A 23,736-nucleotide genomic window follows, 5' to 3' on the forward strand; every position below is an offset into this window, starting at 1 on the left:
CCATCCCCCTGACGACGTCAGGCCCTCGTTCTGTGACGAGAACAGAATATTACAACCTCGAAAAAACAGGAAGGTTGTTGATCCAGGTCCAAGAAGAACACTGTTCTGTACACCGCAATGCATCATGACCCAAAGAGCCATCTCCGTCTTGCAGCCGGGCTGCCGAGCCCCTGGACACATGTGAGGACATGTGGAGAGGGGAGGGGGCCTGAGCTGACCCTACTTCTAACGAGGGGCGGAGGTGTTCGCTTGGGAGCGCGAGTATCGAGGGCCCGTCATCCATCCGTGTGTGGGGACTGGGAGAACCGTGTCGCCGAGTCCCAATCCCGTGACACCGGGAGTACGGCCTCGGCCGCGAGCAGCGCGAGCAGGTTGCCCTGGATGGTGTCGCAGATTGCTCCGAGGGGCAGGTGGCTGAGGTTCCTCGGGGAGAAAGGGTTCTCCAGCTCGACGGCGATCTGGTCGATGGCCAGGAGCGGGTAGGCGACGAGGATCGTCACCAGCCCGGGGAACCACCATGTCCCCACGACAGCGATGGGAAGGGCCATCAGATAGAGGACGATGAAGCGCCGCAGCTTGGTGGTGTGGACCTGCGGCAGGGGAGTCCGGAGGATGCGCTCGCACCCGCCCACGTGGTCGATGAGCTGTACCCGCTCGCGGTCGACGGCGAGGAAGGCCACGCGGTCCATCTCCCCGTGCTCGACGGCCTCGCGCAGCAGACCGGCGAGGATCTGGGCGACGAAGGAGGGCATGTGCTGAGCGCGGGCAAGTCGGTCCACCGCGTCTGGGTCGCGCAGCAAGGGGAGCAGCTCGGACAGTTCCCGTTCGCCGCGCAGGCTGCGCCGAGCCACATGGCTGAAGGCCGCCGTCCAGCGCACGAAGCGCTCCCGCCACTCCGTGTCTCTCGGGCCGTAGGCCAGACCCGCGATGGCCAGGTTCCGCGACTGGTTGACGATGCCGCCCCACAGCTTGCGCGCCTCCCACCAGCGCTCGTAGCCCCCGTTGGTGCGCAGCACCAGCAGCAGCGCGAGGAATGCGGCGGTGAATTGCACGGGCCCGCTGCCCAAGGCGCGCCAGTCGAGCACCTCATGCACAAGCCCGACGAGCAGACCGTAGAGTCCGAACAGCAGCACCCGAGGCATCACGAGCGGTGTCACCGTGCCTTGCCAGGCGAGCGCGTCCAGCCAGAAGCGCTTTGCCCAGTGACGCTCGGCCCTATTCGCGCTCCATGGCATACAGAGAGGTAGATCCCCACCCGAGCGGCGACAAGGAAGGTGGCGGACCGGCGGCCGTCCGGTGCGAATCCCTCTGGACGGCACCACGCATGACGGAGAGGCTTTCAGCCATGACCATTGCTGGCATTCCCCCCGCCCCCCTGCCTGCCGAGCAAGCGCTCCAGCTCCTGCGCGAGGGCAACCGCCGTTTCGTCCAGCACGTGCGCACCCATGATTCGGAGGAAGAGCGGGCGGCGCTGGCCGAGGGGCAGCGGCCGCACGCCATCATCCTCTCGTGCGCGGACTCCCGGGTGCCGTCGGAGCTTGTCTTTGATCAGGGCCTGGGAGACCTCTTCGTCATCCGCGTGGCGGGCAATGTGGTGGCACCCTCGCTGGTGGGGAGCGTGGAGTTCGCGGCCGCCACCTTCGGGACGCGGCTGGCGGTGGTGATGGGCCACTCGCGCTGCGGAGCCATCAAGGCCACGCTGGACTTCATCCAACACGACGTGGACTCGCCGTCGGAGAACATCCACGACATCGTGGACCGGTGCCGGCCCGCGGTGGAGAGCGTGGTGCATGCCGCGGGCCCGGGTGTGGACAAGGCCCGGCTGATGCACGAGGCGGTGCGCGCCAACGTGCGCCAGTCGTGCGCCCACCTGCGCCATGGCAGCCGGCTGCTGGAGCGGCTCATCCAGGAGGAGGGGATGCTGATTGTCGGCGCCGACTACTCACTGGACACCGGTGAGGTCGAGTTCTTCGACGGCCTCGAGGGCTAACCGCTGTTCCGGCGGACGGCCTACATGCCTTGCCGGGCGGGTTGCGAAGAGCGCGCGCCCCTCCCAGGTCTCTTCCACTCGGCCGTATCGATGCGGGGACGTCTGCCTATGTCCGTTGCGCGACCGCTGTTCCTGGTTGTCGTCCTGTTCCTCTGGCTCCCGGCGGGGGCGAGGGCTCAGGCCCTCCCGCAGCAGGTTCTCCCGTCCCCGGTCTCGCCTCCAGCAGCGAGCGGGAAGATGCGGGTCGCCTTCCTCAACATGCTGGCGCCGTCCAATCCCATGCAGCGCAGCATCGCGGAGGTCATGGAGGCCGCGGCTCATGATTTGGGAATCCAGCTCGACCAGTACAACGCGGCGTACTGGCCGGGAGAGAACCTCGAGCTGCTACGCCGGCTGGTGAACGGCTCTCAGAAGCCGAACTACCTCATCATCTCGATGCACCGTGGCATTGGTGTCCAAATCCTCGAGATCGCCGAGCAGGCCCATGTCCCGGTGTTCGTCATCATCACCGGCCTGACCCCCGAGGAGCAGACTCGCTTCGGAGGGCCTCGTCAGCACTTCAAGTCCTGGCTCGGCCAGATGGTGCCGGACGATACGGCGGCCGGTCATCGGCTCGCCCACCTCCTGCGGGACGCGGCTCACGGCCTGCAACCCGGTCCGCCAGAGGGTCGGAAGGGACTCGTTGCGCTCAAGGGACGGAGTGATGACTACGCGGTGAAGCGCTCCGAGGGCCTCAACCAGGCGCTGGCCGAGCTGTCAGACGTCGAATTCCTCCAAGGGGTCTACGTCATCGTCTGGGACCCGGCGATGGCCCAGCGCCGGGTGTCTCTGCTGTTGCGCCGCTATCCCGAGCTCCAGCTCGTCTGGGCCTCCAACGATGTGATGGCCTTGGGGGCCGTGCAGGCACTGGAGGAGGCAGGCCGCCGTCCAGGAGTGGATGTCATGGTGGGCGGCATCGGGTGGACACCGCAGGCCCTCCAGGCCGTGCGTGAAGGAAAGCTGGTGACCAGTCTCGGGGGACAGCTCCTTCAGGGAGCATGGGCCCTGGTGCTCCTCTACGACTACCACCATGGCAAGGACTTCGCGGCCGAGCGGCTCGACTGGCGCACGGAGATGGTCGCCATCACGCGCGGCAACGTGGACGAACACCTTCGCCTTCTCGGTGACCCGAGCTGGAAGAAGATCGACTTTCGCGCCTTCTCGAAGGTGGCCAACCCCACCTTGAAGCACTACGACTTCTCCCTCCAGGCCCTGTTCAAGCAGCTCCACTCACCGGCAGCTCCACCGTGAACGTGGAGCCCTCTCCCGGCTGGCTCTCGACGGAGAGCGTCCCACCGTGGGCCTCCACCTGATGCTTCACGAGATAGAGGCCAATGCCCAACCCTCCGTAATGCCGGTCCGACACGCCACGTGAGAACCGCTCGAAGAGGCGGGCCATATTGCCCTCGGGCATCCCGAGGCCGTGGTCGCGCACCACCAGGCGCACCGACTTCGCTCCCGGCACCACGCTCACCTCGACGGGCTTCCTCTGGCCGAACTTCAGTGCGTTGTGCACCAGTTGGCTCACCGTCTGCTCGAGTCGGCGCGGGTCCCAATCACCCACGGCTGGACCTTGCAGCTTCCGGATGAGCTCGCTGCCACTGGCGTGGATCTGCTGCTGCATCGAATCGAGGACGCCCTCCACCACCGCGCACAGGTCCACCTGCTTGCGGTGCAGCTCCAACGGCTGGCCCGAGCTGAGACTGGAGGCGTCGATGAGCTGATCCACCAACTGTCCGAGCCGCCAGGTCTGGTGCTCCGCGACGGTGAGCTCCCGGACGAGCCAGTCCAGGTCCAGGGCGGAGGGAGCCCGGGCGGACTTGCGCAGGATGCTCTGCAGACGCAGCCGGAGCGGCAGCAGGGGCGTGCGCAGCTCGTGCGCGGCCACGGACACGAAGACGTCTCGCAGTCGGATGGCCCGCTCTGCCTGCTGGTAGAGCCGCGCGTTCTCGATGGCGATGGCTGCTCGACGCGCCAGCTCCTGGGCCAGCTCCAGGTCGGCGGGCCCATAGCTCCGTTCCGGTGAGGCCAGGCTGAGCGTGATGGCACCGAGCACCTGCCCTCGGGAGATGAGAGGAACCGACAGGCAGCTCGTGAGTCCGATCTCCAGGAGGAGCTGGAAGTGCGCATCGTCGACGCACAGCGCGCGCAGCTCGGTGGGTGAGACGTGGCTGACCAGGACTGGCTTTCCCGTCCTCATCGCCGTGGCGGGCAGGGCCTTTGAGTCGGGCAGGGGAGGGTAGCGCCGCTGGAGCTCATCCAGCAGGGGCAGCTTCGTCGCGTCGATGTGTGCACCCCCCACCCGGTGGAGCTTCTCTCCCTCGCGCAGGTCGATGACACACCAGTCGGCCAGGGTCTGGACGCTCAGCGCGGCGATGCGCGGAAGGATCTTCTCCTGGTCGAGCGACTCCATGAGGACCGCGCCGGCCTCGGAGAGAAAGAAGGAAGCCCGCTCGGCTCGCTGGCGCTCGTGGAGCTCACACTGGAGCGATTCGCGCATCTCATTGAAGGCCGCGCTGACGTCATCGAGCTCATCGCGGGAGTTCTCCTTGGGCGGCCTGCGCTCGAGCTTCAGGGGGATGTCCAGGCGCTCCACATGCAGGCCGCGCGCGTACGCGGCCATGGTCGCCAGGTGTCGCGTCACCAGCTGATGGAAGATGAACAGGGCGAAGAGGGCGACCAGGAAGGTCTTCACCGCCTGGGTCATCAGGATGATGAGCACTCGGCTCTGGAGGCGGACGTAGATGTCCTCCAGGCTGGCACCCACCTGGAGCAGCCCCAGGTACATGTTTCCGCGGAACAGCGGGATGGAGCGCGTCAGCTCGCGCTTTGCTCCGGGCGTGCTGCCGGCCAGGTAGTGGGTGCCAATCGCACTGTCCACCCGTGCGAACGCGATGCCGGGGAGCGTCGTGATGCCCTCGAGCTGGACCTGGAGCTGGGCCTCGTCGAGCAGCCAGATGCTCTCCTCGATGCCGGGGGCATAGCTGGTGTGGATTTCTTCGAGCCGGTCCTCCAGGGCCTGGACGTCGCGCTGGTAGTCCGTGAAGAGCTGCACCGCGGTGGCGATGCAACTGACCACGGCGCTGAAGAGCATGATGGAGGCGAGCAACTGTCGGCCCAGCGGGCTGCCACGTCCCAGCCAACCGATGCGGAGCCTCGACATGAGCCCCCTGGCTACCCGGGCGCGATGCGGAGAACCCAGCTCAGGGGGCGTGCTCTGGCGAGGGGTCATGGGCATGCTGCTGCTCGAACAAGGCCGCCGGGAGGAGGAGCGGTAGGGCGAGAGCCTCCCCTTCCACGCCGCTCGAATCAACAGGAGGGGCACTGGGGGCCTCCGGTGGGTGCCTGCTCGCCCGCTTCAACGGACTCCACATGCGTCCTCGCCGGGGTAGGCTGCGCACCCCATTCCGCCAGACGAGGAACCTCGGTGAATCGATTGAGCCTCCGTTGCCTCGCGCTCGTGCTGACGAGCGCGTTGCCCCTGTCCGCCCGCGCGCAGGCGCCGGCCCCCACGCCCCAGGCCCCGCAGCCGACGAAGGACGCAGGCAAGCCCGAGGAGAAGAAGCCCGAGGAGAAGTGGGACGTGAACGCGCCCGGCTTCCCGGCCACCCAGGTGGAGCTCGACGTCACCGAGGGCACGTGGATGAGCCTGGACGTGAGCCCCAAGGGCGACGAGCTCGTCTTCGACCTGCTGGGTGACCTCTACACGCTGCCCATCGGCGGTGGCGAGGCGAAGGTGCTCACCAGCGGCGTCGCCTGGGACATGCAGCCGCGCTACAGCCCGGATGGGAAGTCCATCGCCTTCACGAGCGATCGCGGTGGCGGCGACAACATCTGGGTGATGAAGCGCGACGGCAGCGAGCCCACGGCGGTGACGCAGGAGAAGTTCCGCCTGCTCAACAGCCCCGCGTGGTCGCCGGACGGGCAGTTCCTCATCGCGCGCAAGCACTTCACCTCGCGGCGCTCGCTGGGCGCGGGGGAAATCTGGATGTACCACCGCTCCGGCGGTGACGGAGTGCAGCTCACCGAGCGCCCCAATGATCAGAAGGACGTGGGCGAGCCGGCGTTCGCTCCGGACGGGCGGTATGTCTATTACAGCCAGGACATCACGCCGGGGAAGGTGTTCGAGTACAACAAGGACCCGAACGGGGAAATCTACGTCATCCAGCGGCTGGACCTGGACACGCGGGAGACGGAGCGCTTCCTGACGGGCCCGGGCGGCTCCATCCGGCCGACGCCGTCGCCGGACGGCAAGTCGCTGGCCTTCATCCGCCGGGTGCGCGGCAAGAGCACGCTGTACGTGACGGACCTGGCGAGCGGCGCCGAGCGGCCCCTGTATGACGGGCTCGAGCGGGACATGCAGGAGACGTGGGCCATCCACGGCGTGTACCCGGTGATGGCCTGGACGCCGGACAACAAGTCCCTGGTGTTCTGGGCGGGCGGCAAGCTGCACCGGATTGAGGTGGCGACGAAGAAGGTGACGCCAATTCCCTTCCGCGTGCGCGGCACCCGGACGATTCACGAGGCGGTGCGCTTCCCGCAGGCGGTGGCGCCCGAGAAGTTCCACGTGAAGATGCTGCGCTGGGTGCAGGTGTCTCCGAAGGGAGACAAGGTGGTGTACCAGGCGCTCGGGCATCTGTACGTGCGCGACTTGCCGAATGGCACGCCGAAGCGGCTGACGAAGCAGACGGAGCACACGGAGCTGTACCCGGCATTCTCGCGGGACGGAAAGAGCATCGTCTACACGACGTGGGACGACGAGAAGCTGGGCACGGTGCGGGTGGTGCCGGTGACGGGCGGCGAGGGCAAGGTGGTGAGCGCGAAGCCGGGGCACTACATCGAGCCGGCGCTGTCTCCGGACGGGCGCTTCATCGTGTACCGGGCGATGGGCGGAGGTTACCTGCGCACGGGGCTCTACAGCCGGGAGCAGGGGCTGTTCGTGATTCCGGCGGCGGGAGGCACGCCGATGCGGCTGGTGAAGGACGGCGAGCAGCCGCACTTCGGGGCGAGCGCGGAGCGGGTGTTCTTCCTGACGGTGGAGCAGCGGGAGAAGGACGACGAGCGGGCGCTGAAGAGCATCCGGCTGGACGGGAGCGAGCAGCGCACGCACCTGACGAGCGACGAGGCGACGGAGTACCGGGTGTCGCCGGACGAGAAGTGGCTGGCGTTCCGGGAGAACTTCAACGCGTTCCTCATGCCGCTGCCGCGCGGGGCGAAGGGGGCGGTGGCGAGCCCCGAGGGCAAGGCGTTGCCGGTGGCGAAGGTGTCGCGTGACGCGGGCGAGTGGCTGCACTGGTCGGGGGACGGGAAGAAGCTGCACTGGGCGCTGGGGCCGGAGCTGTACACGCGTGAGCTGAAGGACAGCTTCCGCTTCCAGGAGGGAGCGCCGGAGAAGCTGCCGGAGGTGCCGGAGAAGGGGCAGGACATCGGCTTCCAGACGAAGACGGACGTGCCGGAGGGGACGGTGGCGCTGGTGGGAGGCCGCGTCATCACGATGAAGGGGGACGAGGTCCTGGAGGATGGAGTGGTGGTGGTGAAGGGCAGCCGCATCGTGGCGGTGGGCCCGAGGGGGAAGGTGGCGGTGCCGGCGGGGGCGAAGGTGGTGGACGTCAAGGGCAAGACGCTGATGCCGGGCATCGTGGACGTGCACTGGCACGGGGCGATGGGGGACGAGGGCGTGCTGCCGGAGCAGAACTGGAAGCTGCTGTCGTCGCTGGCGTTCGGCGTGACGACGGTGCACGACCCGTCGAACGACACGGGATCCATCTTCGCGACGAGCGAGCTGGTGAAGACCGGGGCGATGGTGGGGCCGCGGGTGTACTCGACGGGCACCATCCTGTACGGCGCGGCGGGGGCCTTCCGTGCGCCCATCGAGACGCTGGAGGACGCGCGCTCGCACCTGAGGAGGATGAAGGCGGTGGGGGCGTTCAGCGTGAAGAGCTACAACCAGCCGCGGAGAGATCAGCGGCAGAAGGTGCTCCAGGCGGCGCGCGAGCTGCAGATGATGGTGGTGCCGGAGGGAGGCTCGCTCTACCAGCACAACATGACGATGGTGGTGGACGGGCACACGGGAGTGGAGCACTCGGTGCCGGTGTCGAAGGTGTACGCGGACGTGCAGCAGCTGTGGAGCCGGAGTGGGACGGGCTACACGCCGACGCTGATTGTCGCGTACGGGGGCGTGTGGGGTGAGAACTACTGGTACCAGAAGACGAACGTGTGGGACGACAAGCGGCTCTTGGCATTCGCGCCGAGGCGGGTGGTGGACGCACGGAGTCGGAGGCCGGTGATGGCGCCGGACGACGAGTTCAACCACCTGCAGATCGCTCGGGTGACGAAGGAGCTGAATGACAAGGGCGTGAGCGTGCAGCTGGGGGCGCACGGGCAGCGGGAGGGCCTGGGGGCGCACTGGGAGCTGTGGATGTTTGGGCAGGGCGGGATGAAGCCGCTGCAGGCGCTGAAGGCGGCGACGCTGTCGGGGGCGCAGTACCTGGGGTTGGACGGGGACATCGGCTCGCTGGAGGAGGGCAAGCTGGCGGACCTGCTGGTGCTGGAGAAGAACCCGCTGGAGGACCTGAAGAACAGCACGTCCATCCAGTACACGATGGTGGGCGGGCGGCTGTACGACGCGCTGTCGCTGAACGAGGTGGGAGGCGCGGCGCGCAAGCGGGAGCCGCTCTTCTTCGAGCGAGAGGGCCAGGAGGCGTGGGGCCCGACGACGACGGTGAGCACGCACGAGGACTGAGCAAGGTCCCCCATCCAGAAGCAAAGAAGAACAAGAAGCACCGAGGAAGAGAGGGGCGAAGCAATATCCCCTCTCCCCTCGGGAGAGGGACGGGGTGAGGGTATCCGGACCCCAGGTTGAGCCCGTGTAAGCCCCCTCTCCCTCTGGGAGAGGGCTGGGGTGAGGGTCTCCGTCCTCCGGGAGCATGTGACGCTCGCCTGCCTGGAGGGGGGCCAGCATGCGGTAATCACTCCCACCCCGCCAGACGATGGCGCTCGCTCCGAGTATGCACAAGCTCGCGAGGTCCGCAGACCGCGGGCATGACGGAGGGGGGCGGGCGTGAGGCGCGGCTGGGGAATGGGGATTGCCGTGTGTCTGGGATTGGGGTGTGGAGCGGTGGTGGAGACACCGGAGCCCGCGCGACCCCTGGGGCTCCACACGCAAGAGAAGCGAGTCGACCGCGGCGCCACACGTCAGGTGCGCGTGATGGAGGGCTCGGTCTTCGGGTGGACGGTGAGCGTGGACCGGACAGGGAACGCCTTCGCCTCGCTCACATACGAGCGGAGCGGGGTGGACCTGGGAGGCGGCGCGCTGCCGGGGGACGCGGGACTGGCGCTGGTGAAGTACGCGCCGGACGGCACGCACCTCTGGTCCACGGGTTTTTCCACCTACAACGGGGGGCGGCCCACGGTGTCCGCGATGGTGACGGACGGAGCGGGCAACCTCTACATCGCGGGGGAGCACCGGGAGCCCACGCTGAGCCTCGGTGGCGAGCCGTTACCCCCGGGGCCCTTCCTGGCAAAATACGCGCCGGATGGCACGCACCAGTGGTCGCGCACCTCGGGGCTGCCAGGCGTGGGCCTGTTGCCGGCCAAGGCCCTGGCAGTGGACGAGCACCGGGGGCAGCTCGTGGCGGCGGTGAACTTCCTGGACAAGGGCCAGCCGCTGGGCGCGGCGCTCGTGGGCCGGGTGGGCGTGGCGGATGGCGTGGTGCACTCGCTGAGCCCGGTGGTGCGCCGGGGCCGGCTGTCGGTGACGTCGCTGGCGCTGGAGTCCACCGGCCACATCTCGGTGGTGGGCTTCTTCGAGGGCGAGGTGGACCTGGGAGGAAGCCCCATCTCCACGACACTGCCGCGCAGCCCGTTCATCGCGCGCTTCACACCGGAGATGGGCCACGTGTGGTCGCGAGGGCTGACGGGAGCGGAGGGCACGGCGACGGGGGTGGCGGTGGAGCCGGGGCGAGTCCTCGTGGTGGGCGAGTACACAGGCGACATCACCTTCCGAGGACGGAAGCAGAGGACGGAGGGGAAGGACGGCTTCGTGGCGGTGTATAGCCCGACGGGTGGGGAGCTGTGGATGCGCCACTTTGGGGAGAGCGCCACGGGAGTGGCGGTGGACGAGGAGAACCGGGTGGTGGTGACAGGCCAGTACCGGCCGGGAGACAGCGTGGGAGGGCCCAGGCTGCCCTGGCGAGAGGGAGGCACGCCGGACAATCACCTCTTCGTGGTGAAGCTCTACCGAGGCTCGGGGGGGCACGAGTGGTCGCGAGGGCTCGTCTCGGAGGGAGAGCTGCGAGCGGGGTCGCTGGCGGTGACACGCGAGGGCGAAGCGGTGCTGCTCTCGAGAGTCGAGGGAGCGACGGACTTCGGCCACGGGCCGGTGACCGTGCCGCCGGACTCCTCCGTCTTCCTGCGTTTCATCCGCTGAATCCGCTCACCCCAGCATTTCCCCTCTCCCCTCGGGAGAGGGACAGGGTGAGGGTACCCGGGCCCCGAGTTCCCCCCTGTCAGCAGGTCAGAAACCAATCTCCTCGAGGCGCACGGCCAGCTCATCGGCCATCTTCGCGTGGGCCTCGTTGGTGGGGTGCCAGTCCTCGCCGTACGGGTCGCTGACGATGGGGGTATAGGCGAAGTATTGCACGTTGGATTTCCCCTCGGCCTGCAGGCCCTCGACCATCTCGCGGACGTACCTCTGCATCTTGGTCCAGTGTTCGGCCCCCTCCGGGTAGTTGTCGTTCATCATCGGCCCGACGGAGGCGATGATCTTCGTCGAGGGGTAGTACCCGACCAGATCCAGGACGAACTTCCTGTAGGCCGCCTTGAACTCCTCGGCGGGTGGGGCGGTGGGCGTCCCCTCGACCATGAAGTTGAAGTCGTTGTTGCCCAGGTTGATGACGATGACGTCGGGAACGAACCACTCGGGCTTCCACTCGGGCTTCTCGGAATCGGGGAAGATGCGCTTGTAGAGGTAGGGGTACGCCTTGCCCTCGGTGGTGCCGTCGAGGTTGCGGTAGACGCCGGTGCCGGAGATGCAGGTGGTGACCACCTCGGCGTTGAACCGGCGGCCGAGGATCGAGCCGTACGCCTGGGAGATGTCCTCGTTCTTGGAGTGGTAGCCGGTGTTGGGCTCGCTATAGGTGGGGGCGTAGATGTCCACCTCATTGCCGTAGCCGCAGGTGATGGAGTCGCCGATGAACTCCATCTTCTTCTCGGGCCAGGGGGGCGGATCCAACAGGACGCCCTGGAGGCTGAGGCCGAGGAACTTCACCCGGCCGGCGAAGGGCTCGGTGCGCTTGACGATCTCGATGGTGTGCTCGCCCCGGGGGAGGTTGCGAGCGCCGCGCAGGATGTTGCGTCCGGGGAGGATCTCCACCTTCGCCTGGGTCTTGCCGTCGACGATGATGTTGACCCAGTTGTTGTGCTCGACGCCGATGCCGTCGGGGTCCTCCTCGAAGGCCACGTCCACGCCGGTGCAGTTGCAGCGAAAGCGGATGGTGACCCCCGAGTGGGCATACGTGGGGCCAAGCTCCGTGCTCCAGTCCATGCGCCCGATGTGCTGCAGCTGCTTCTCATCGGGGGCGTAGTCGAACCAGGGCTCGAAGGGCTCGCAGCCAGCCATGAAGAGGACGGGCAGCAGCCAGGACAAGTGGTGGGAGAGGCGCATTCGTTTCTCCTCCTGGCGGCGAAGTATCGCGTAGCGGGCGGGGAGCGTCACGCGCGCGGGCTGGCCATCCGGAGGACAGGTGCAGGAATTGCGTGGGAGTGAATCGTGCGCAGCATTTGCGCCGCGCGAGGGGCGGCCTCCGAGTGAGCCCGGGTGGGAACGGCCATTGCACAGGGCGGGGAGACCCGATCTGGAGTAGAGCCATGAGCAAGATTCAGCGAATCCTCGTGCCGGTGGACTTCTCGGAGACCTCGAGGAAGGCCCTGGAGTACGCGTACCAGTTCGCCCAGCGCTTCGACGCGAAGCTGGACGTGCTGCACGTATGGCGTCCGTCCGAGTACGCGGGGGACGAGATGGTGGTGATGACGCGCAGCGAGCCGGAGCTGACGCTGTCCACCTTCCTGCGCAACCACGCGGACCAGCAGCTCACGGCCTTCCTGAAGGACGTGCCGCACTCGAAGCAGCTGTTGGAAGCGGGAGACCCGGCGCGTGTCATCGCGCGGGTGGCGGGTGAGGGCGGGTACGAGCTCCTCATCATGGGGACGCACGGGCGCACGGGCATGTCGCACCTGTTGCTGGGGAGTGTGGCGGAGAAGGTGGTGAGGCTGGCGCCGTGCCCGGTGCTCACCTTCCGCACTCCGGCGGAGAAGCAGTAGGAGCGGGCCCCGGGCGTCTGGGGGACCGTGGGGGGCCGTTCATGGCGTCCGGGGCCCGCTTGCAGTAGCCCATACCGGTGGTGAAGGCCCGGGAAGAAACGGGCTGTCTGGCCGGGGAGGAGCCGGGCGCGGGGGCTCACCCGTGCACCGTGGTGCTTGCGAGGAAGCGCTCGCGGAACGAGAGTGCAGGCCCCCCTCTCTTCCGGAGTCACGACGTGCCCACGGCCCTCCCTCTGTCCGCCGCGCTCCTGTCCCTGCTTACCGCCGCGCCGAAGGCCCCAGCACCTGCACCCGTGACGGGCCCTTCGCCCCAGGTGGCGGAGCGGCTCATCGGCGCAGCGCTCACCGAGGGCCACGCGTATGCGCGGCTCGCTGAGCTCACCGATGGCATCGGCCCGCGGTTGTCAGGCTCGGAGGGCGAGCAAGCCGCGGTGCAATGGGCGAAGCGGAGCTTCGAAGCGGATGGCGTGAAGGTGTGGTTGGAGCCGGTGAAGGTGCCGCGCTGGGTGCGAGGCGAAGAGAGCGCGCGAGTGGTGGGCTCGGAGCGTCACCGTGCGCACCCGCTGTCCATCATGGCGCTGGGCGGGAGCGTGGGCACGCCGGCCGAGGGGCTCACCGCGGAGGTCATCGAGGTGCGCTCGCTGGAGGAGGTGGCGGCGCTGGGGGAGAAGGTGAAGGGGAAGATTGTCCTCTTCAACCACTCGATGACGGTGGCAGCGGACTACGGCAAGGCGGCGGGGCTGCGGACGCGGGGCGCGTCGGTGGCGGCGAAGTCGGGGGCGGTGGGGATGCTGGTGCGCTCGTTGGCGACGGCGTCGCTGCGCTCGGCGCACACGGGGGCGATGCGCTACGACGAGGGCGTGGCGCAGATTCCGGCGGCGGCGGTGTCGGTGGAGGACGCGGAGCTGCTGCACCGGCTGCTGGCGGGAGGGCCGGTGAAGGTGGAGCTGAAGCTGGGCTGCCAGACGCTGCCGGACGCGGACTCGTTCAACGTGGTGGCGGAGGTGAAGGGGCGCGAGAAGCCGCAGGAGGTGGTGTTGCTGGGAGCGCACCTGGACTCGTGGGACGTGGGGACGGGGGCGCACGATGACGGCGCGGGGGTGGCGATGGTGATGGAGGCGGCGCGGCTGATTGGGAAGCTGAAGCCGGCGCCGAGGCGCACGGTGCGGGTGGTGCTCTTCGCGAACGAGGAGAACGGGCTGCGAGGAGGCAAGGCCTACGCCGAGGCGCATGCGGGAGAGCTGGCCAACCACGTGGCGGCGCTGGAGATGGACGCGGGAGGCTTCAAGCCGCTGGGGGTGACGCTGCGAGCGGGCCCTGGAGGAGCGGAGCTGGTGGCCCCGTGGCTGAAGCCGCTAGACGCGCTGGGAGCGGGGAGCGTCCTGCAAGGGGACGCGGGCGGAGCGGACATCTCGCCGCTGATTCCGGCGCGAGTTCCCTTCGTGGGGGTGAGGGTGGACAGCAGCCGATACTTCGACGTGCACCACTCGTGGGCGGACACGCTGGACAAGGTGGACCCGAAGGAACTGGCGCAGAGCACGGCAGCGGTGGCGTGGGTGGGCTACGTGCTGGCGGAGGTGCCGGGAGTGTTGCCGCGTCCCGAGGCCCCGCCGGCCGAGGCCCCGAAGCCGGCCGCGGCGCCGGTAGGTACCCCGAAGCCCGCGGCGCCGTAGAACGCCATCGCCAGGACGCATCGCCAGGACGCATTGCCAGGACACTCGATGTGCCTCCGTGCCCCCAATATCCCCTCGCCCTCCGGGAGAGGGACGGGGTGAGGGTATCGAGCGCCCCGGGTTCCCATCCCAGTACCGAAGAGAGTTCCATGAGCAACGAAGCGGACCCGGAGGATCGCCGGACGCCCCGAGAGAGCCGACTGAAGCAAGAGCACCGCGACGCCATCCTGAGCGCGCTGAAGGAGGTGCACGAGCGCGTGTACGCGGCGCAGCCAGAGGGCGCGAGCCCGAAGTTGTCACAGGGGTGGGTGGACCGGAGGAGGCTGCTGCTGGTGGATCTGGCGCTGCACCTGTGTGAGGAGGCGGTGAAGGGGGAGACGGTGGGGACGAGGGAGCTGGCGGAGAAGGTGCACTCGGTGCTGTTCGTGGCGAAGGAGCTGGCGCCGGGACACGCGTTGGAGAAGGCAGCGGAGCTGGTGCTCGAGGCTCTCGGGGAGGGCGACCCGGACGCGCACGTGGATTGAACCCGTGTATGTCCCCTCTCCCTTTGGGAGAGGGCTAGGGTGAGGGTAGTCCCCATTACGTAAACCCTCTTCACGTAAACCCTCACCCCGTCCCTCTCCCAGAGGGAGAGGGGAAATGGGGGGGAGAGAACCTCAGTACCCCCGGGGCTTGCGGAACGAGCCCGTCACATGGGCGAGGGACTCGGAGAGGGCGAGCAGCTCCTCGTCGAGCCACCGGCGGCCGACCACCTGGATGCCCAGGGGCAGGGGCGAGTCCACGAGCTGCGTGAGCGGCAGCACCACCACGGGATGGCCGGTGAGGTTGAACACGGACGTATATCCCGCGGTGCCGGCCATATAGGGCACTCGCTGCTCATCCACTTCAATCCACTCGCCGCTGGGCCGATGGGTAAACGCCTGGCCGACGGCGACGGGACACAGCCACGCATCCCAATCGGCCAAGAAGGACTCCACCTGCCCGGTGATGCGGTCGCGGATGGCGAGCGCTTCAATGTACTCGGGCATCTCAATCTGCATTCCGCGGATGACGCCGCGGTTGAGGGTGGCCTCGCCGCGCATGGCGTTGAAGCGCACGCTGATGGCGAAGCGGAACAGAAACGGCATCTCTGCACCAATCTCCGCGCCGAGCACGCGGCCCCACACCTCCCACAGCTCGTCGAAGTTGATGCCCTTGGGGGCAGCGCGCTCCACACGGCAGCCGAGTCCCTCGAGGGTGCGAGCGAGCTTCTCCAGGGCGGTGCGCGTCTCGCGGGTGACGGGCAGGCCGCCGAAGTCCTCCGTCCAGGCGATGCGGTAGTGGCGTGGCTCGCGCGGGGGCACCTCTCGGACGGGCAGGGGAGGCACATCGAAGTCCTCATCATCCGGGCCGGCGAGCAGCTTCAACCCGAGCTTCAGGTCCTCCACGCAGCGCGCGAGTGGCCCGGCGGCGCCCTCGTAGCGCACGCCGCGGGGGCGGCCGGGCAGCGGGGGGATGTGGCCGGAGATGGGGACGCGGTGCTCGGTGGGCTTGAAGCCGAAGACGCCGCAGTAGTGCGAGGGGACGCGGATGGAGCCGCCCAGGTCGCTGCCTACCTCGAAGGGGGACATGCCCGCGGCCACGGCGACGGCGCCACCGCCGGTGCTTCCTCCGGGGGTGCGAGACTCATCCCAGGGGTTGCTGGCCCGGCCGAAGAGGTGTCCACTCGTCTGCAAATCCAGTGTGAGCGTGGGCAGGTTCGACTTGCCCAGGAGGATGCCGCCGGCGGCCTTGAGCCGGGCCACCACGGTGGCGTCGTGCGAGGGGATGTGGTGGCGCAGCCGCTTGTAGCTGCTGGTGGTGCGCACCCCGGCCGTCATGAAGGAGTCCTTGATGGTGATGGGCACCCCGTGCAGGGGGCCCCAGGACTCGCCGCGGGCGGTGGCCTCGTCGGCCTGGCGGGCGCGCTCGCGGGCACGCTCCTCGTCCAAGGTGACGAGCGCGTTGAGGCGCGGGTTGTGCCGAGCCACTTGAGACAGGTGGGCCTCCAGCAACTCCCGGGCCGACACTTCACGCGCGCGGACCAAGGCCGCGAGCCGGTGGGCCGGAAGGAAGTTGAGCTCCTGCATAAGGCTCCGTCCTTCGCACGAACTGCGTTGCGTCGTGGACTCCGAAAGCTAGACACGGGCCACGACGACACCGTCCTCCACTGTCCGGAAGTCTCTTCCACCCGTTCACCATCTGGCGGAGCAGTTGGGGTTCCCTGTTGGCCGAGGACACTCGGCGAGGTCAGGGCACACCCGGCGCGGGTCGGCGCTGCACCCCCCTGTCAAACCGCTGCCGGTCACCCGCCGGGTCCACTATCCTCCGGCTCCTCAGGAGGAAGCATGGCGAGCCAGGAGGCCACGAAGTCCGAGCGTGCGCGCAACTTCATGGCGCTGATGAACCGCGTCCACATCATTGCTGACGAGGCGGCCGAGCAGGCGCTCCTCGACGAGCTCACCCGCCCCTCGCGTCCCTTCATCCTCTCCTTCCTCAACGCCCACGCGGTGAACCTGGGGTGGAATCAACCAGGCATGCTGGAAGGGCTGCTGCGCTCGGACCTGGTGCTGCGCGACGGCATTGGGGTGAAGCTGGGGCTGAAGGCGTTCCAGCGGCCTTACGGGCTGAACATGAACGGCACGGACTTCATCCCCAAGATTGCCCGTGCGTACAAGGGAAGGCGGGTGGCGCTCTTCGGGACGCGCTCGCCGTGGTTGGACAACGCGCGGAGCAAGCTGGAGGAGTGGGGGCTGAACATCGTGGCGTGCCATGACGGCTTTGAGCCGCCGGAGACGTACCTGCGGCTGGCGGAGGAGACGAAGCCGGAGCTCATCATCATGGCGATGGGCATGCCCAAGCAGGAGGAGGTGTCGGTGAAGCTGCGCGAGCTGCTCGCGCACCCGGTGCTCATCGTGAATGGGGGCGCGATTCTGGACTACATCGGCGGCAAGGTGCCGAGGGCGCCGGTGGTGATGCGCAAGGTGGGGATGGAGTGGCTGTTCCGGCTGGCGGTGGAGCCGAAGCGGCTCTTCAGCCGCTACGTACTGGGCATCCCCATCTACTTCGCGCACGTGGCGGAGGTGCGCCGGTCCGGTGAGACGGGCGAGCCGCCGGGCGGGCGAGCGGTGCGCTAGCCGTACGTCCGGAGCGCGCCTCCCGAGTGACCCTTGTGGCGCGTCGGGAATTCTGCGTTCCTAAAGGCGTCCATGGACTCCGCCCAGACCGCCCATCAGGCCTTCCTTCGCACCAAGACCTTCGGAGCCCTGGACGGGCTGCGAGCCCTCGCCATCTTCGCGGTGGTGCTCTACCACGTGCTGGAGGCTCGCGAGGGACTGGTGGGGCGCTTCTACCTGAGCGTCTCGCTCTTCTTCGCCATCAGCGGCTTCCTGATCACGACGCTGCTTTTGCGCGAGCGCGCCCAGACGGGGACCATCTCGCTCAAGGGCTTCTACGCGCGGCGCTCGCTGCGCATCTTCCCGCTCTACTACGCGGTGACGGCGCTCTACATCGTGCTCGTCTCTCTCTTCGAGACGGACATGGTGGTGCGCGGGGCCTTCTTCGACAACGTGAAGTACTACCTCACGTACACGTCGAACTGGTTCATCAACCTGGAAGAGGGCCGCATCATCTTCTACTTCGCGTGGTCCATGGCCACCGAGGAGCAGTTCTACCTGCTGTGGCCCTTCGTGGTGCGCTACTTCAAGAGCACGTGGGGGCCGGTGGTGTTCATGTCGGGGATGCTGGTGGTGGGCATCTTCATGGGCTGGGCGACGAAGACGGGCTACCTGGACACGAAGCACCTCTGGGTGCGGATGCTGGCGAGCATCTCCATCTCGGTGTGCATGGGCTGTCTGTCGGCGTACCTGGTGCACTACCCCAAGCCCTTCGAGTGGACGTGGAAGGTGCTGGGGCAGGTGTGGAGCGTGCCGTTGATGGTGGTGCTGGTGTTCTTCGCCATCTACAACTACGACACGCCGCTGTGGCTGTCCTCGCTGCTGCTCACGCTGATGGTCATCGCGATGTGCATCCGGCCCCACCACGTGCTGGCGCCGCTCATCGACCACAAGTGGCTGCGCTACGTGGGCTCCATCACGTACGGCATCTACCTGATGCACATGATTTCGCTGAACATCGTGCGCCGGGTGGTGCCGCACAACCTGCCGCTGTACTACGTGCTGACGCTGGCGCTGAGCATCGGCTTCGCGACGCTGAGCTACCGCTACTTCGAGAAGCCCTTCCTGAAGCTGAAGGACCGGTTCGACTGGCGCGGGAAGAAGCCGGCGGCGGAAGCGCAGCCGGTGGTGAGCACCCCGGTCAACCCGGGCTGAGAGACACGAGGAATCCGACATCATGACGACGCAGGCCCGTCCTCCCATCCTGCTGACGATGGCCGACTACTACGGCACGCTGGCTGCGGTGCGCAGCCTCGGCCGGCTGGGGATACCGGTCACCGTGGCCGAGTCCAAGCTGCTGGCGCCCGCGCGCTGGAGCCGCTACGTGACGAGGCGGGTGGAGTGCCCGGACGTCGGGGACTCGGACGCCTTCCTGGAGTGGCTGCGGCGCTTTGGCGAGGCCGAGCCCGGCCACGTGCTCTACCCGACGAGCGATGACATGGCGTGGTTGTTCGCCCTGCACCGCGAGGAGCTGAGCAAGCACTTCCGGATGTACCAGCCGGGCGTGGACGTCATCTACGGGCTGCTGAACAAGAAGCGGCTCCATGACTTGTGCAAGGACGTGGGGCTGGACGTGCCGGACACCTGGTTCCCCGAGGGCGAGGGGGACCTGGAGAAGGTGGCGGCCGAGGCGCGCTTCCCGGTGCTGCTCAAGCCGCAGACGCAGATTCTGTTCGAGAGCCACGTGAAGGGCTCGCAGGTGGAGCGCGCGAGCGAGCTGTTGCCGCGCTACCGCGAGTTCCTGGAGCGCAACAAGTACGGGCGGAAGCTGCTGGACTACGACAGCAAGGCGAACCGGCCGATGGTGCAGGCCTTCTACACGGAGGCGGCGCAGAACATCTTCAGCCTGAGCGGCTTCGTGGACCGGACGGGCGAGCTGTTCGTGGCCCGCGGGGCGCTGAAGGTGCTGCAGCGTCCGCGCAAGCTGGGCATTGGCCTGTGCTTCGAGGAGGTGCCGGTGGAGCCGGAGCTCGCGGAGAAGGTGCGAGCGCTGTGCCTGAAGCTGGGCTACCACGGCACGTTCGAGGTGGAGTTCATCCGGGCGGGTGGGAAGCAGCTGCTCATCGACTTCAATCCGCGCTTCTACAGCCAGATGGGGTTCGATATTGCCCGGGGGAGCCCGCTGCCGCTGTTCGTGTACGAGGCAGCGTGTGGGCACGAGGATCGGCTGGGGGAGGTGGCGAGGGAGGCGCTGGGGTGGAAGGGGGGAGGCCAGTACATCTACTGCCACCGTGGCATCTTCGAGCTGCTGTTGAGGGCACAGAGCCTGTCGGGGCGGCTGAAGCCGGACGAGGTGAAGCACTGGCGCGAGTGGTACGCGCGCAACCAGGAGCGGGCGGTGGACGCGGTCATCGACACGGGGGACTGGGTGCCGTGGATGGTGGACGTGGCCATGCACCTGCGCTCGTACGCGAGGCACCCGAGGGGCTTCATCCGGACGATGGTGCTGGACCGGTAGGCGCGAGCAGGGGCGGATGACCGCCGTTACCAGGTGGTGAAGGTGCGCTTGCCCGTAAGCTTGCGGGCTGCGCACATTCGTCTACGCTCCCTCTTTTAGAGAGCCCTGATGCCACCGCCTGAGAATCCCGGGCAGACCTCCCTCTTCCATGTGCCGGCGAAACGCGTCCCGTTCCTGACACGGGTACAGCTACGCAACTACCGCAGCATCGCCGCGTGTGACGTGCGGCTCGGACCCCTCACCTTTCTGGTGGGCCCGAACGGGTCCGGGAAGAGCAACTTCCTGGATGCACTGAGGCTCACCACGGATGCGCTGCGTACGTCGCTCGAGCACGCACTGCGCGATCGCGGAGGCGTACATGAGGTGCGCCGGAGATCGAGCGGTCATCCTACCCACTTCAGTATCCGGCTCGATTTCCAACTCCCCGAGGGCGCAGTAGGGCACTTCTCCTTCGAGGTCGGCGCACGCTCCCATGGCGACTATGTCGTCCAGAAAGAGGAGTGTGCGGTAGGGGACGCGAAGTACCTCGTGCGAGAAGGCGAGGTCATCGTCAAGCCTACGTCCGTTGCGCCACCAGGCTCGGATGACCGCCTGTATCTGGTCAACGCCGCGGGTCTGCAGGAGTTCCGTCCTGTGTTCGACGCGCTCTCGAACATGGGGTTCTACAACCTGAACCCGGACAAGATTCGAGCGCTTCAGTCACCCGACAAGGGCGAGCTGCTCGCACGTGATGGATTCAATCTGTCGAGCGTGCTCGAGCGCCTGGAAACGCTGGATGACGGCAGCACGAAGCGCCGCATCGAGGAGTACCTGAGCCGCATTGTGCCGGGGTTGGAAGGCGTGGAGCCCAAACGCGTCGGGCACATGGAGACGCTGGAGTTCCGTCAGCAGGTCGAGGGAGCCAAGGTTCCCTTGCGCTTCCCGGCGATCAACATGTCCGATGGGACGCTGCGCGCGTTGGGCGTTCTCGTCGCACTCCTGCAGGCGCGGGTCGTGGATCGCGTGCGGGTGGTCGGTATCGAGGAACCCGAGGTTGCCCTGCATCCCGCGGCGGCGGGTATTCTGCGCGATGCCCTCCGTGATGGTTCGAGACATGCTCAGGTAATCGTCACGAGCCATAGCCCGGATCTCCTCGATGCGTCCGATGTCTCCCCCGAGGAGATCATCTCGGTCATGGCCGAGCAGGGGAAGACCCTGATTGCGCCTCTGGATGAGGCCACGCGCTCCACACTCAAGGATCGGCTCTACACGGCTGGGGAGCTGCTGAAGACGAACCAGCTGTCGCCGGATCTCAATGAAGTTCCCGAACCCAAGCAGCTTCGCCTCTTCGAACTGGAGCCTGGATGAAGGTCGGGCTCATCGTCGAAGGTCATGGCGAGGTTCATTCGGCCCCCCTTCTCGTGAGGAGGATTTTGCAAGAGCTGGCGCCAGCATTGAGTCCTTCCATCCTGGCGCCGCATCGCGTTTCCCGGGGGCAACTCACCAAAAACGAGGGACTCCAGCACGCCATCGAGTTCATGGCGCGGAAGGTGGGGAACGATGGGCGCATCCTCCTCCTTCTGGATGCCGATGATGATCTCCCCTGTGTGCTGGGGCCAAGGCTCCTCGCTCTGGCGAGAGGTTTTCGACCGGATCGCGAGATCTCGGTGGTCGTCGCGAAGCGTGAGTACGAAGCCTGGTTCCTCACGGCAGCGGAATCGCTTCGTGGCCGCAGAGGACTTCCTGGAGATCTCGCTCCGCCTGCTGCTCCCGAGGCCATCCGCGACGCGAAGGGCTGGCTGAGCCAGCAGATGTCGGATGGCTATCGAGAGACGATCGACCAGCCTGCCTTGACGAGCTTTTTTGATCTGACCGCGGCGCGACGCTCGGATTCCTTCGACAAGCTCTTCCGCGAAGTCGGGCGGCTCTTCGGCCTCTCCGTTCCGCCCCGTCCGTAGGTCTGGACTTGAGGGCGCGGACCATCTCGGGCATGTGAGCGAGCATGGGACTGGGAGATGCGTTTCGCTCGTGGTGGCTCTCGCGTGAGGTGCGCCGGCTGCTGATCGCCGGGGAGCGGAAGAACGCGTTCATCCTCGTCTCCAGCGTGGGCGAGCAGCTCCGGGCCAGCGCCCTGGTGGACCTGGCGAGGGACTGCGACGAGGACGAGCCGGAGCTCGCGTGTGAGTTGCTCCAGCATGCGCTGGCACGCTCCCCCCAGGACGATGATGTCACGTGGCTGCTGGCTCGGATGGAGGCCCGGGCTGGTCGGGTGCGCTCGTCTGTCGAGCGGCTGCGCGCACTCCGGGTCCGTCATCCCCGCCGCGTCGACGTGCTGGCCGAGCTGGCGGATCAGCTCATCACGCTGGAGCGTGCCTCCGAGGCGGAGCAACTCCTGGCGGAATGGGAGGAGTCTCCGGAGCCGCGGCTCCTGTGTCTGCTCGGCAAGGCTCGCTTCGCCCAGGAGCGTCTGCAGGAGGCTCTGCCCCCGCTGGACCGGGCCATGGCGCTGTACGAGGAGATGATTCACAGAGATCCCTATGGCCAGGCCGTGCGCGATGACGCGTATGTGGAGCTCGAAGCGCTCCACTCAGAGGTGCTCGCCTCCCTGCATGGCCACGAGGCGTTGATCGTGGACGCGGCGCGCCGGCGAAAGCTGGATGCGCGCGCGGGAGTGAACTTCCTGTTGCTCGCGGCGCACCAGATGGTGGGGGCGCCGTGTCGGGCCCCCAGCCTCGCGCTGCTCCCGTTGGAGCGGATGCGGGCGCTGGCGGACGAGCGGCTACGCGGGGACGCCTCGGATACCGTGGGGCTCGTTCAGCGGGGCGGGGTGGCCCTGCGCGAGGGCCGGTTCAGCGACGCCGTGAAGCACTTCGAGCGGGCCCATGAGCTGGCTCCGGGCGACTTCGCTCCGCTCCTCGGCAAGGGCATGGCACTCGAGCTCGACCAACAGGATGTCCTCGGGGGCTTGAAACACCTGCCCGACGTAAGCCCGCTGGAGGGGCTCGAGCGCGTGTTTCCGGATTGGCCGGTGCTCACAGCGCGGGAGCGCCGCGTTGTGCATGCCTCGGTGCTTCCCCTGCGCCAGTTCCTCCCGGGACTGGCCGCGAGGGGCTTCCGCGCCCGGCTCCTCCCTCTGGACGTGCGTGTCTCGGACGTGCCCGAACTGGCCCCGCTGCGCGAGGAGCGCGCGGGGGAGGGGGACCATCGAACCTTCGAGGCGCTGGATGGGGTGACTTACGGGAACCTGGCCGTAGCGAAGGTAGAGGGGCTATTGAGCCTGGCGCCCGGGGCGAGCGGGTGGGTGCTCGCCCACGAGTTCGCGCACCTCGTTCTCATTGCTGGACCCGACACGCTCCGCTTCCGCGTCCAGCGGTTGCTCCGGCGGGCCGAGCGGGCCGGCTACGTTGGCTCCGAGTACCAGAAGCAGAACGAGGACGAGTTCTTCGCCTGTGCGTACACGGAGTACCTCGCACGGCGTTACGGGCTCGACGCGGAACAGCAATTGGATGACCGAGGGGTCTCCGCCGACGTCTTCTCCCTCTTCGAGGAGCTGGACACCCTCCCTGGGAGAAGCCTGTTTTCCGGGTAGCCATCCCGGGAAGCCGGTCTGTTCTGTATACTGGAGGACCTTCTGCCCCTCCGGCCCCTTTCTCAAAGCGCATGACCCTGTTCCGACATCCTGAGGATCGCATCCCCGTCCTGCTGTTCGCGTGCGTGTTCGCGCTCGACCTGACGGTGTATTTCCTGGCGAGCAACTGGTGGTTGCCCATCCTGTGGTTCGGCGTTTGGATCATTCCCAAGGGGTGGATCGGCGCGTGGAACCACCACCACCAGCACCTGACGATGTTCCGCTACGCGCTGCCCAACCGGCTGCTGGAGGTGGTGTTCGGCTTCCAGACGGGCGTCACGTCGCACGCCTGGTTCCTGCACCACGTGGTGGGCCACCACATCAACTACCTGGACCAGGAGAAGGACGAGTCGCGCTGGAAGCGGGCCGATGGCTCCACCATGGGCGAGTTCGAGTACTCACTCACCACGGCGCTCACGGCGTACCCGAGGGCGTTCAAGGTGGGGCTCAAGTAC

18 protein-coding genes are annotated in these 23,736 nt (G+C 67.5%); 14 read left to right on the forward strand and 4 right to left on the reverse strand.

All coding sequences use genetic code 11. The annotated features are described in order from the left end of the window. Positions 1–275: 275 nt before the first annotated feature. Complete coding sequence (locus OV287_RS55735; protein WP_267542247.1) at positions 276–1,235, reverse strand: bestrophin family protein; 960 nt, start codon at positions 1,233–1,235, stop codon at positions 276–278. A 110-nt stretch (positions 1,236–1,345) separates the two neighbouring features. Here OV287_RS55735 and OV287_RS55740 point away from each other — a divergent pair, with 110 nt between their 5' ends. Next, on the forward strand, positions 1,346–1,990 hold the full coding sequence (locus OV287_RS55740; RefSeq protein ID WP_267542248.1) for a carbonic anhydrase: 645 nt from the start codon (positions 1,346–1,348) through the stop codon (positions 1,988–1,990). Positions 1,991–2,098: 108 nt separating this feature from the next. Then, complete coding sequence (locus OV287_RS55745; RefSeq protein WP_267542249.1) at positions 2,099–3,280, forward strand: ABC transporter substrate-binding protein; 1,182 nt, start codon at positions 2,099–2,101, stop codon at positions 3,278–3,280. Here OV287_RS55745 and OV287_RS55750 read toward each other — a convergent pair. Further along, positions 3,246–5,192 carry an ATP-binding protein gene (locus OV287_RS55750; protein WP_267542250.1) on the reverse strand — a complete coding sequence of 649 codons (1,947 nt, stop codon included), beginning with the start codon at positions 5,190–5,192 and terminating at the stop codon, positions 3,246–3,248. The two genes, OV287_RS55745 and OV287_RS55750, sit on opposite strands and share 35 nt — an antisense overlap. A gap of 264 nt (positions 5,193–5,456) precedes the next feature. Between OV287_RS55750 and OV287_RS55755 the strand changes: the two genes are divergently transcribed. Together OV287_RS55755 and OV287_RS55760 are read left to right on the forward strand one after the other, a co-directional pair. Continuing rightward, the gene (locus OV287_RS55755) at positions 5,457–8,771 is read left to right on the forward strand and encodes an amidohydrolase family protein (protein ID WP_267542251.1); all 3,315 of its coding nucleotides are present in this window, start codon (positions 5,457–5,459) and stop codon (positions 8,769–8,771) included. A gap of 318 nt (positions 8,772–9,089) precedes the next feature. Then, on the forward strand, positions 9,090–10,457 hold the full coding sequence (locus tag OV287_RS55760; protein ID WP_267542252.1) for a hypothetical protein: 1,368 nt from the start codon (positions 9,090–9,092) through the stop codon (positions 10,455–10,457). An 87-nt stretch (positions 10,458–10,544) separates the two neighbouring features. On the opposite strand, the gene OV287_RS55765 is transcribed toward OV287_RS55760, so the two are convergent. Further along, on the reverse strand, positions 10,545–11,693 hold the full coding sequence (locus OV287_RS55765; RefSeq protein ID WP_267542253.1) for an SGNH/GDSL hydrolase family protein: 1,149 nt from the start codon (positions 11,691–11,693) through the stop codon (positions 10,545–10,547). Positions 11,694–11,896: 203 nt separating this feature from the next. Between OV287_RS55765 and OV287_RS55770 the strand changes: the two genes are divergently transcribed. From OV287_RS55770 to OV287_RS55780, 3 genes are all read left to right on the forward strand, one after another. Continuing rightward, positions 11,897–12,349: a universal stress protein gene (locus OV287_RS55770; RefSeq protein WP_267542254.1), complete on the forward strand. Its 453-nt coding sequence runs from the start codon at positions 11,897–11,899 to the stop codon at positions 12,347–12,349. A gap of 215 nt (positions 12,350–12,564) precedes the next feature. Continuing rightward, positions 12,565–14,022: a M20/M25/M40 family metallo-hydrolase gene (locus OV287_RS55775; RefSeq protein ID WP_267542255.1), complete on the forward strand. Its 1,458-nt coding sequence runs from the start codon at positions 12,565–12,567 to the stop codon at positions 14,020–14,022. A 149-nt stretch (positions 14,023–14,171) separates the two neighbouring features. Continuing rightward, entirely contained in the window at positions 14,172–14,546 is a 375-nt protein-coding gene (locus OV287_RS55780; protein WP_267542256.1) for a hypothetical protein, read from the forward strand. Positions 14,547–14,678: 132 nt separating this feature from the next. On the opposite strand, the gene OV287_RS55785 is transcribed toward OV287_RS55780, so the two are convergent. Further along, entirely contained in the window at positions 14,679–16,130 is a 1,452-nt protein-coding gene (locus OV287_RS55785; protein ID WP_267542257.1) for an amidase, read from the reverse strand. 258 nt (positions 16,131–16,388) lie between these two features. Between OV287_RS55785 and OV287_RS55790 the strand changes: the two genes are divergently transcribed. From OV287_RS55790 to OV287_RS55820, 7 genes are all read left to right on the forward strand, one after another. Next, positions 16,389–17,177 (forward strand): WecB/TagA/CpsF family glycosyltransferase, encoded by a 789-nt coding sequence (locus OV287_RS55790; protein WP_267542258.1) that lies wholly within the window; start codon positions 16,389–16,391, stop codon positions 17,175–17,177. A gap of 72 nt (positions 17,178–17,249) precedes the next feature. Beyond that, complete coding sequence (locus OV287_RS55795) at positions 17,250–18,371, forward strand: acyltransferase family protein (RefSeq protein WP_267542259.1); 1,122 nt, start codon at positions 17,250–17,252, stop codon at positions 18,369–18,371. Between the two features lie 22 nt (positions 18,372–18,393). Continuing rightward, positions 18,394–19,674, forward strand: a complete 1,281-nt coding sequence (locus tag OV287_RS55800) for a carboxylate--amine ligase (RefSeq protein ID WP_267542260.1) — start codon at positions 18,394–18,396, stop codon at positions 19,672–19,674. A 108-nt stretch (positions 19,675–19,782) separates the two neighbouring features. After that, the gene (locus OV287_RS55805) at positions 19,783–21,021 is read left to right on the forward strand and encodes an AAA family ATPase (RefSeq protein ID WP_267542261.1); all 1,239 of its coding nucleotides are present in this window, start codon (positions 19,783–19,785) and stop codon (positions 21,019–21,021) included. Next, the gene (locus OV287_RS55810; RefSeq protein WP_267542262.1) at positions 21,018–21,611 is read left to right on the forward strand and encodes a DUF4276 family protein; all 594 of its coding nucleotides are present in this window, start codon (positions 21,018–21,020) and stop codon (positions 21,609–21,611) included. Before OV287_RS55805 ends, OV287_RS55810 begins: the two co-directional genes overlap by 4 nt. A 44-nt stretch (positions 21,612–21,655) precedes the next feature. Next, a complete protein-coding gene (locus OV287_RS55815) occupies positions 21,656–23,242 on the forward strand; it encodes a tetratricopeptide repeat protein (RefSeq protein ID WP_267542263.1) in 1,587 nt (528 codons plus the stop codon). 71 nt (positions 23,243–23,313) lie between these two features. Next, positions 23,314–23,736: fatty acid desaturase (locus OV287_RS55820; protein WP_373371900.1), on the forward strand; the 423-nt coding region annotated here is incomplete at its 3' end.

Source organism: Archangium lansingense (genome assembly GCF_026626635.1).
GTDB classification, from domain to species: domain Bacteria; phylum Myxococcota; class Myxococcia; order Myxococcales; family Myxococcaceae; genus Archangium; species Archangium lansingense.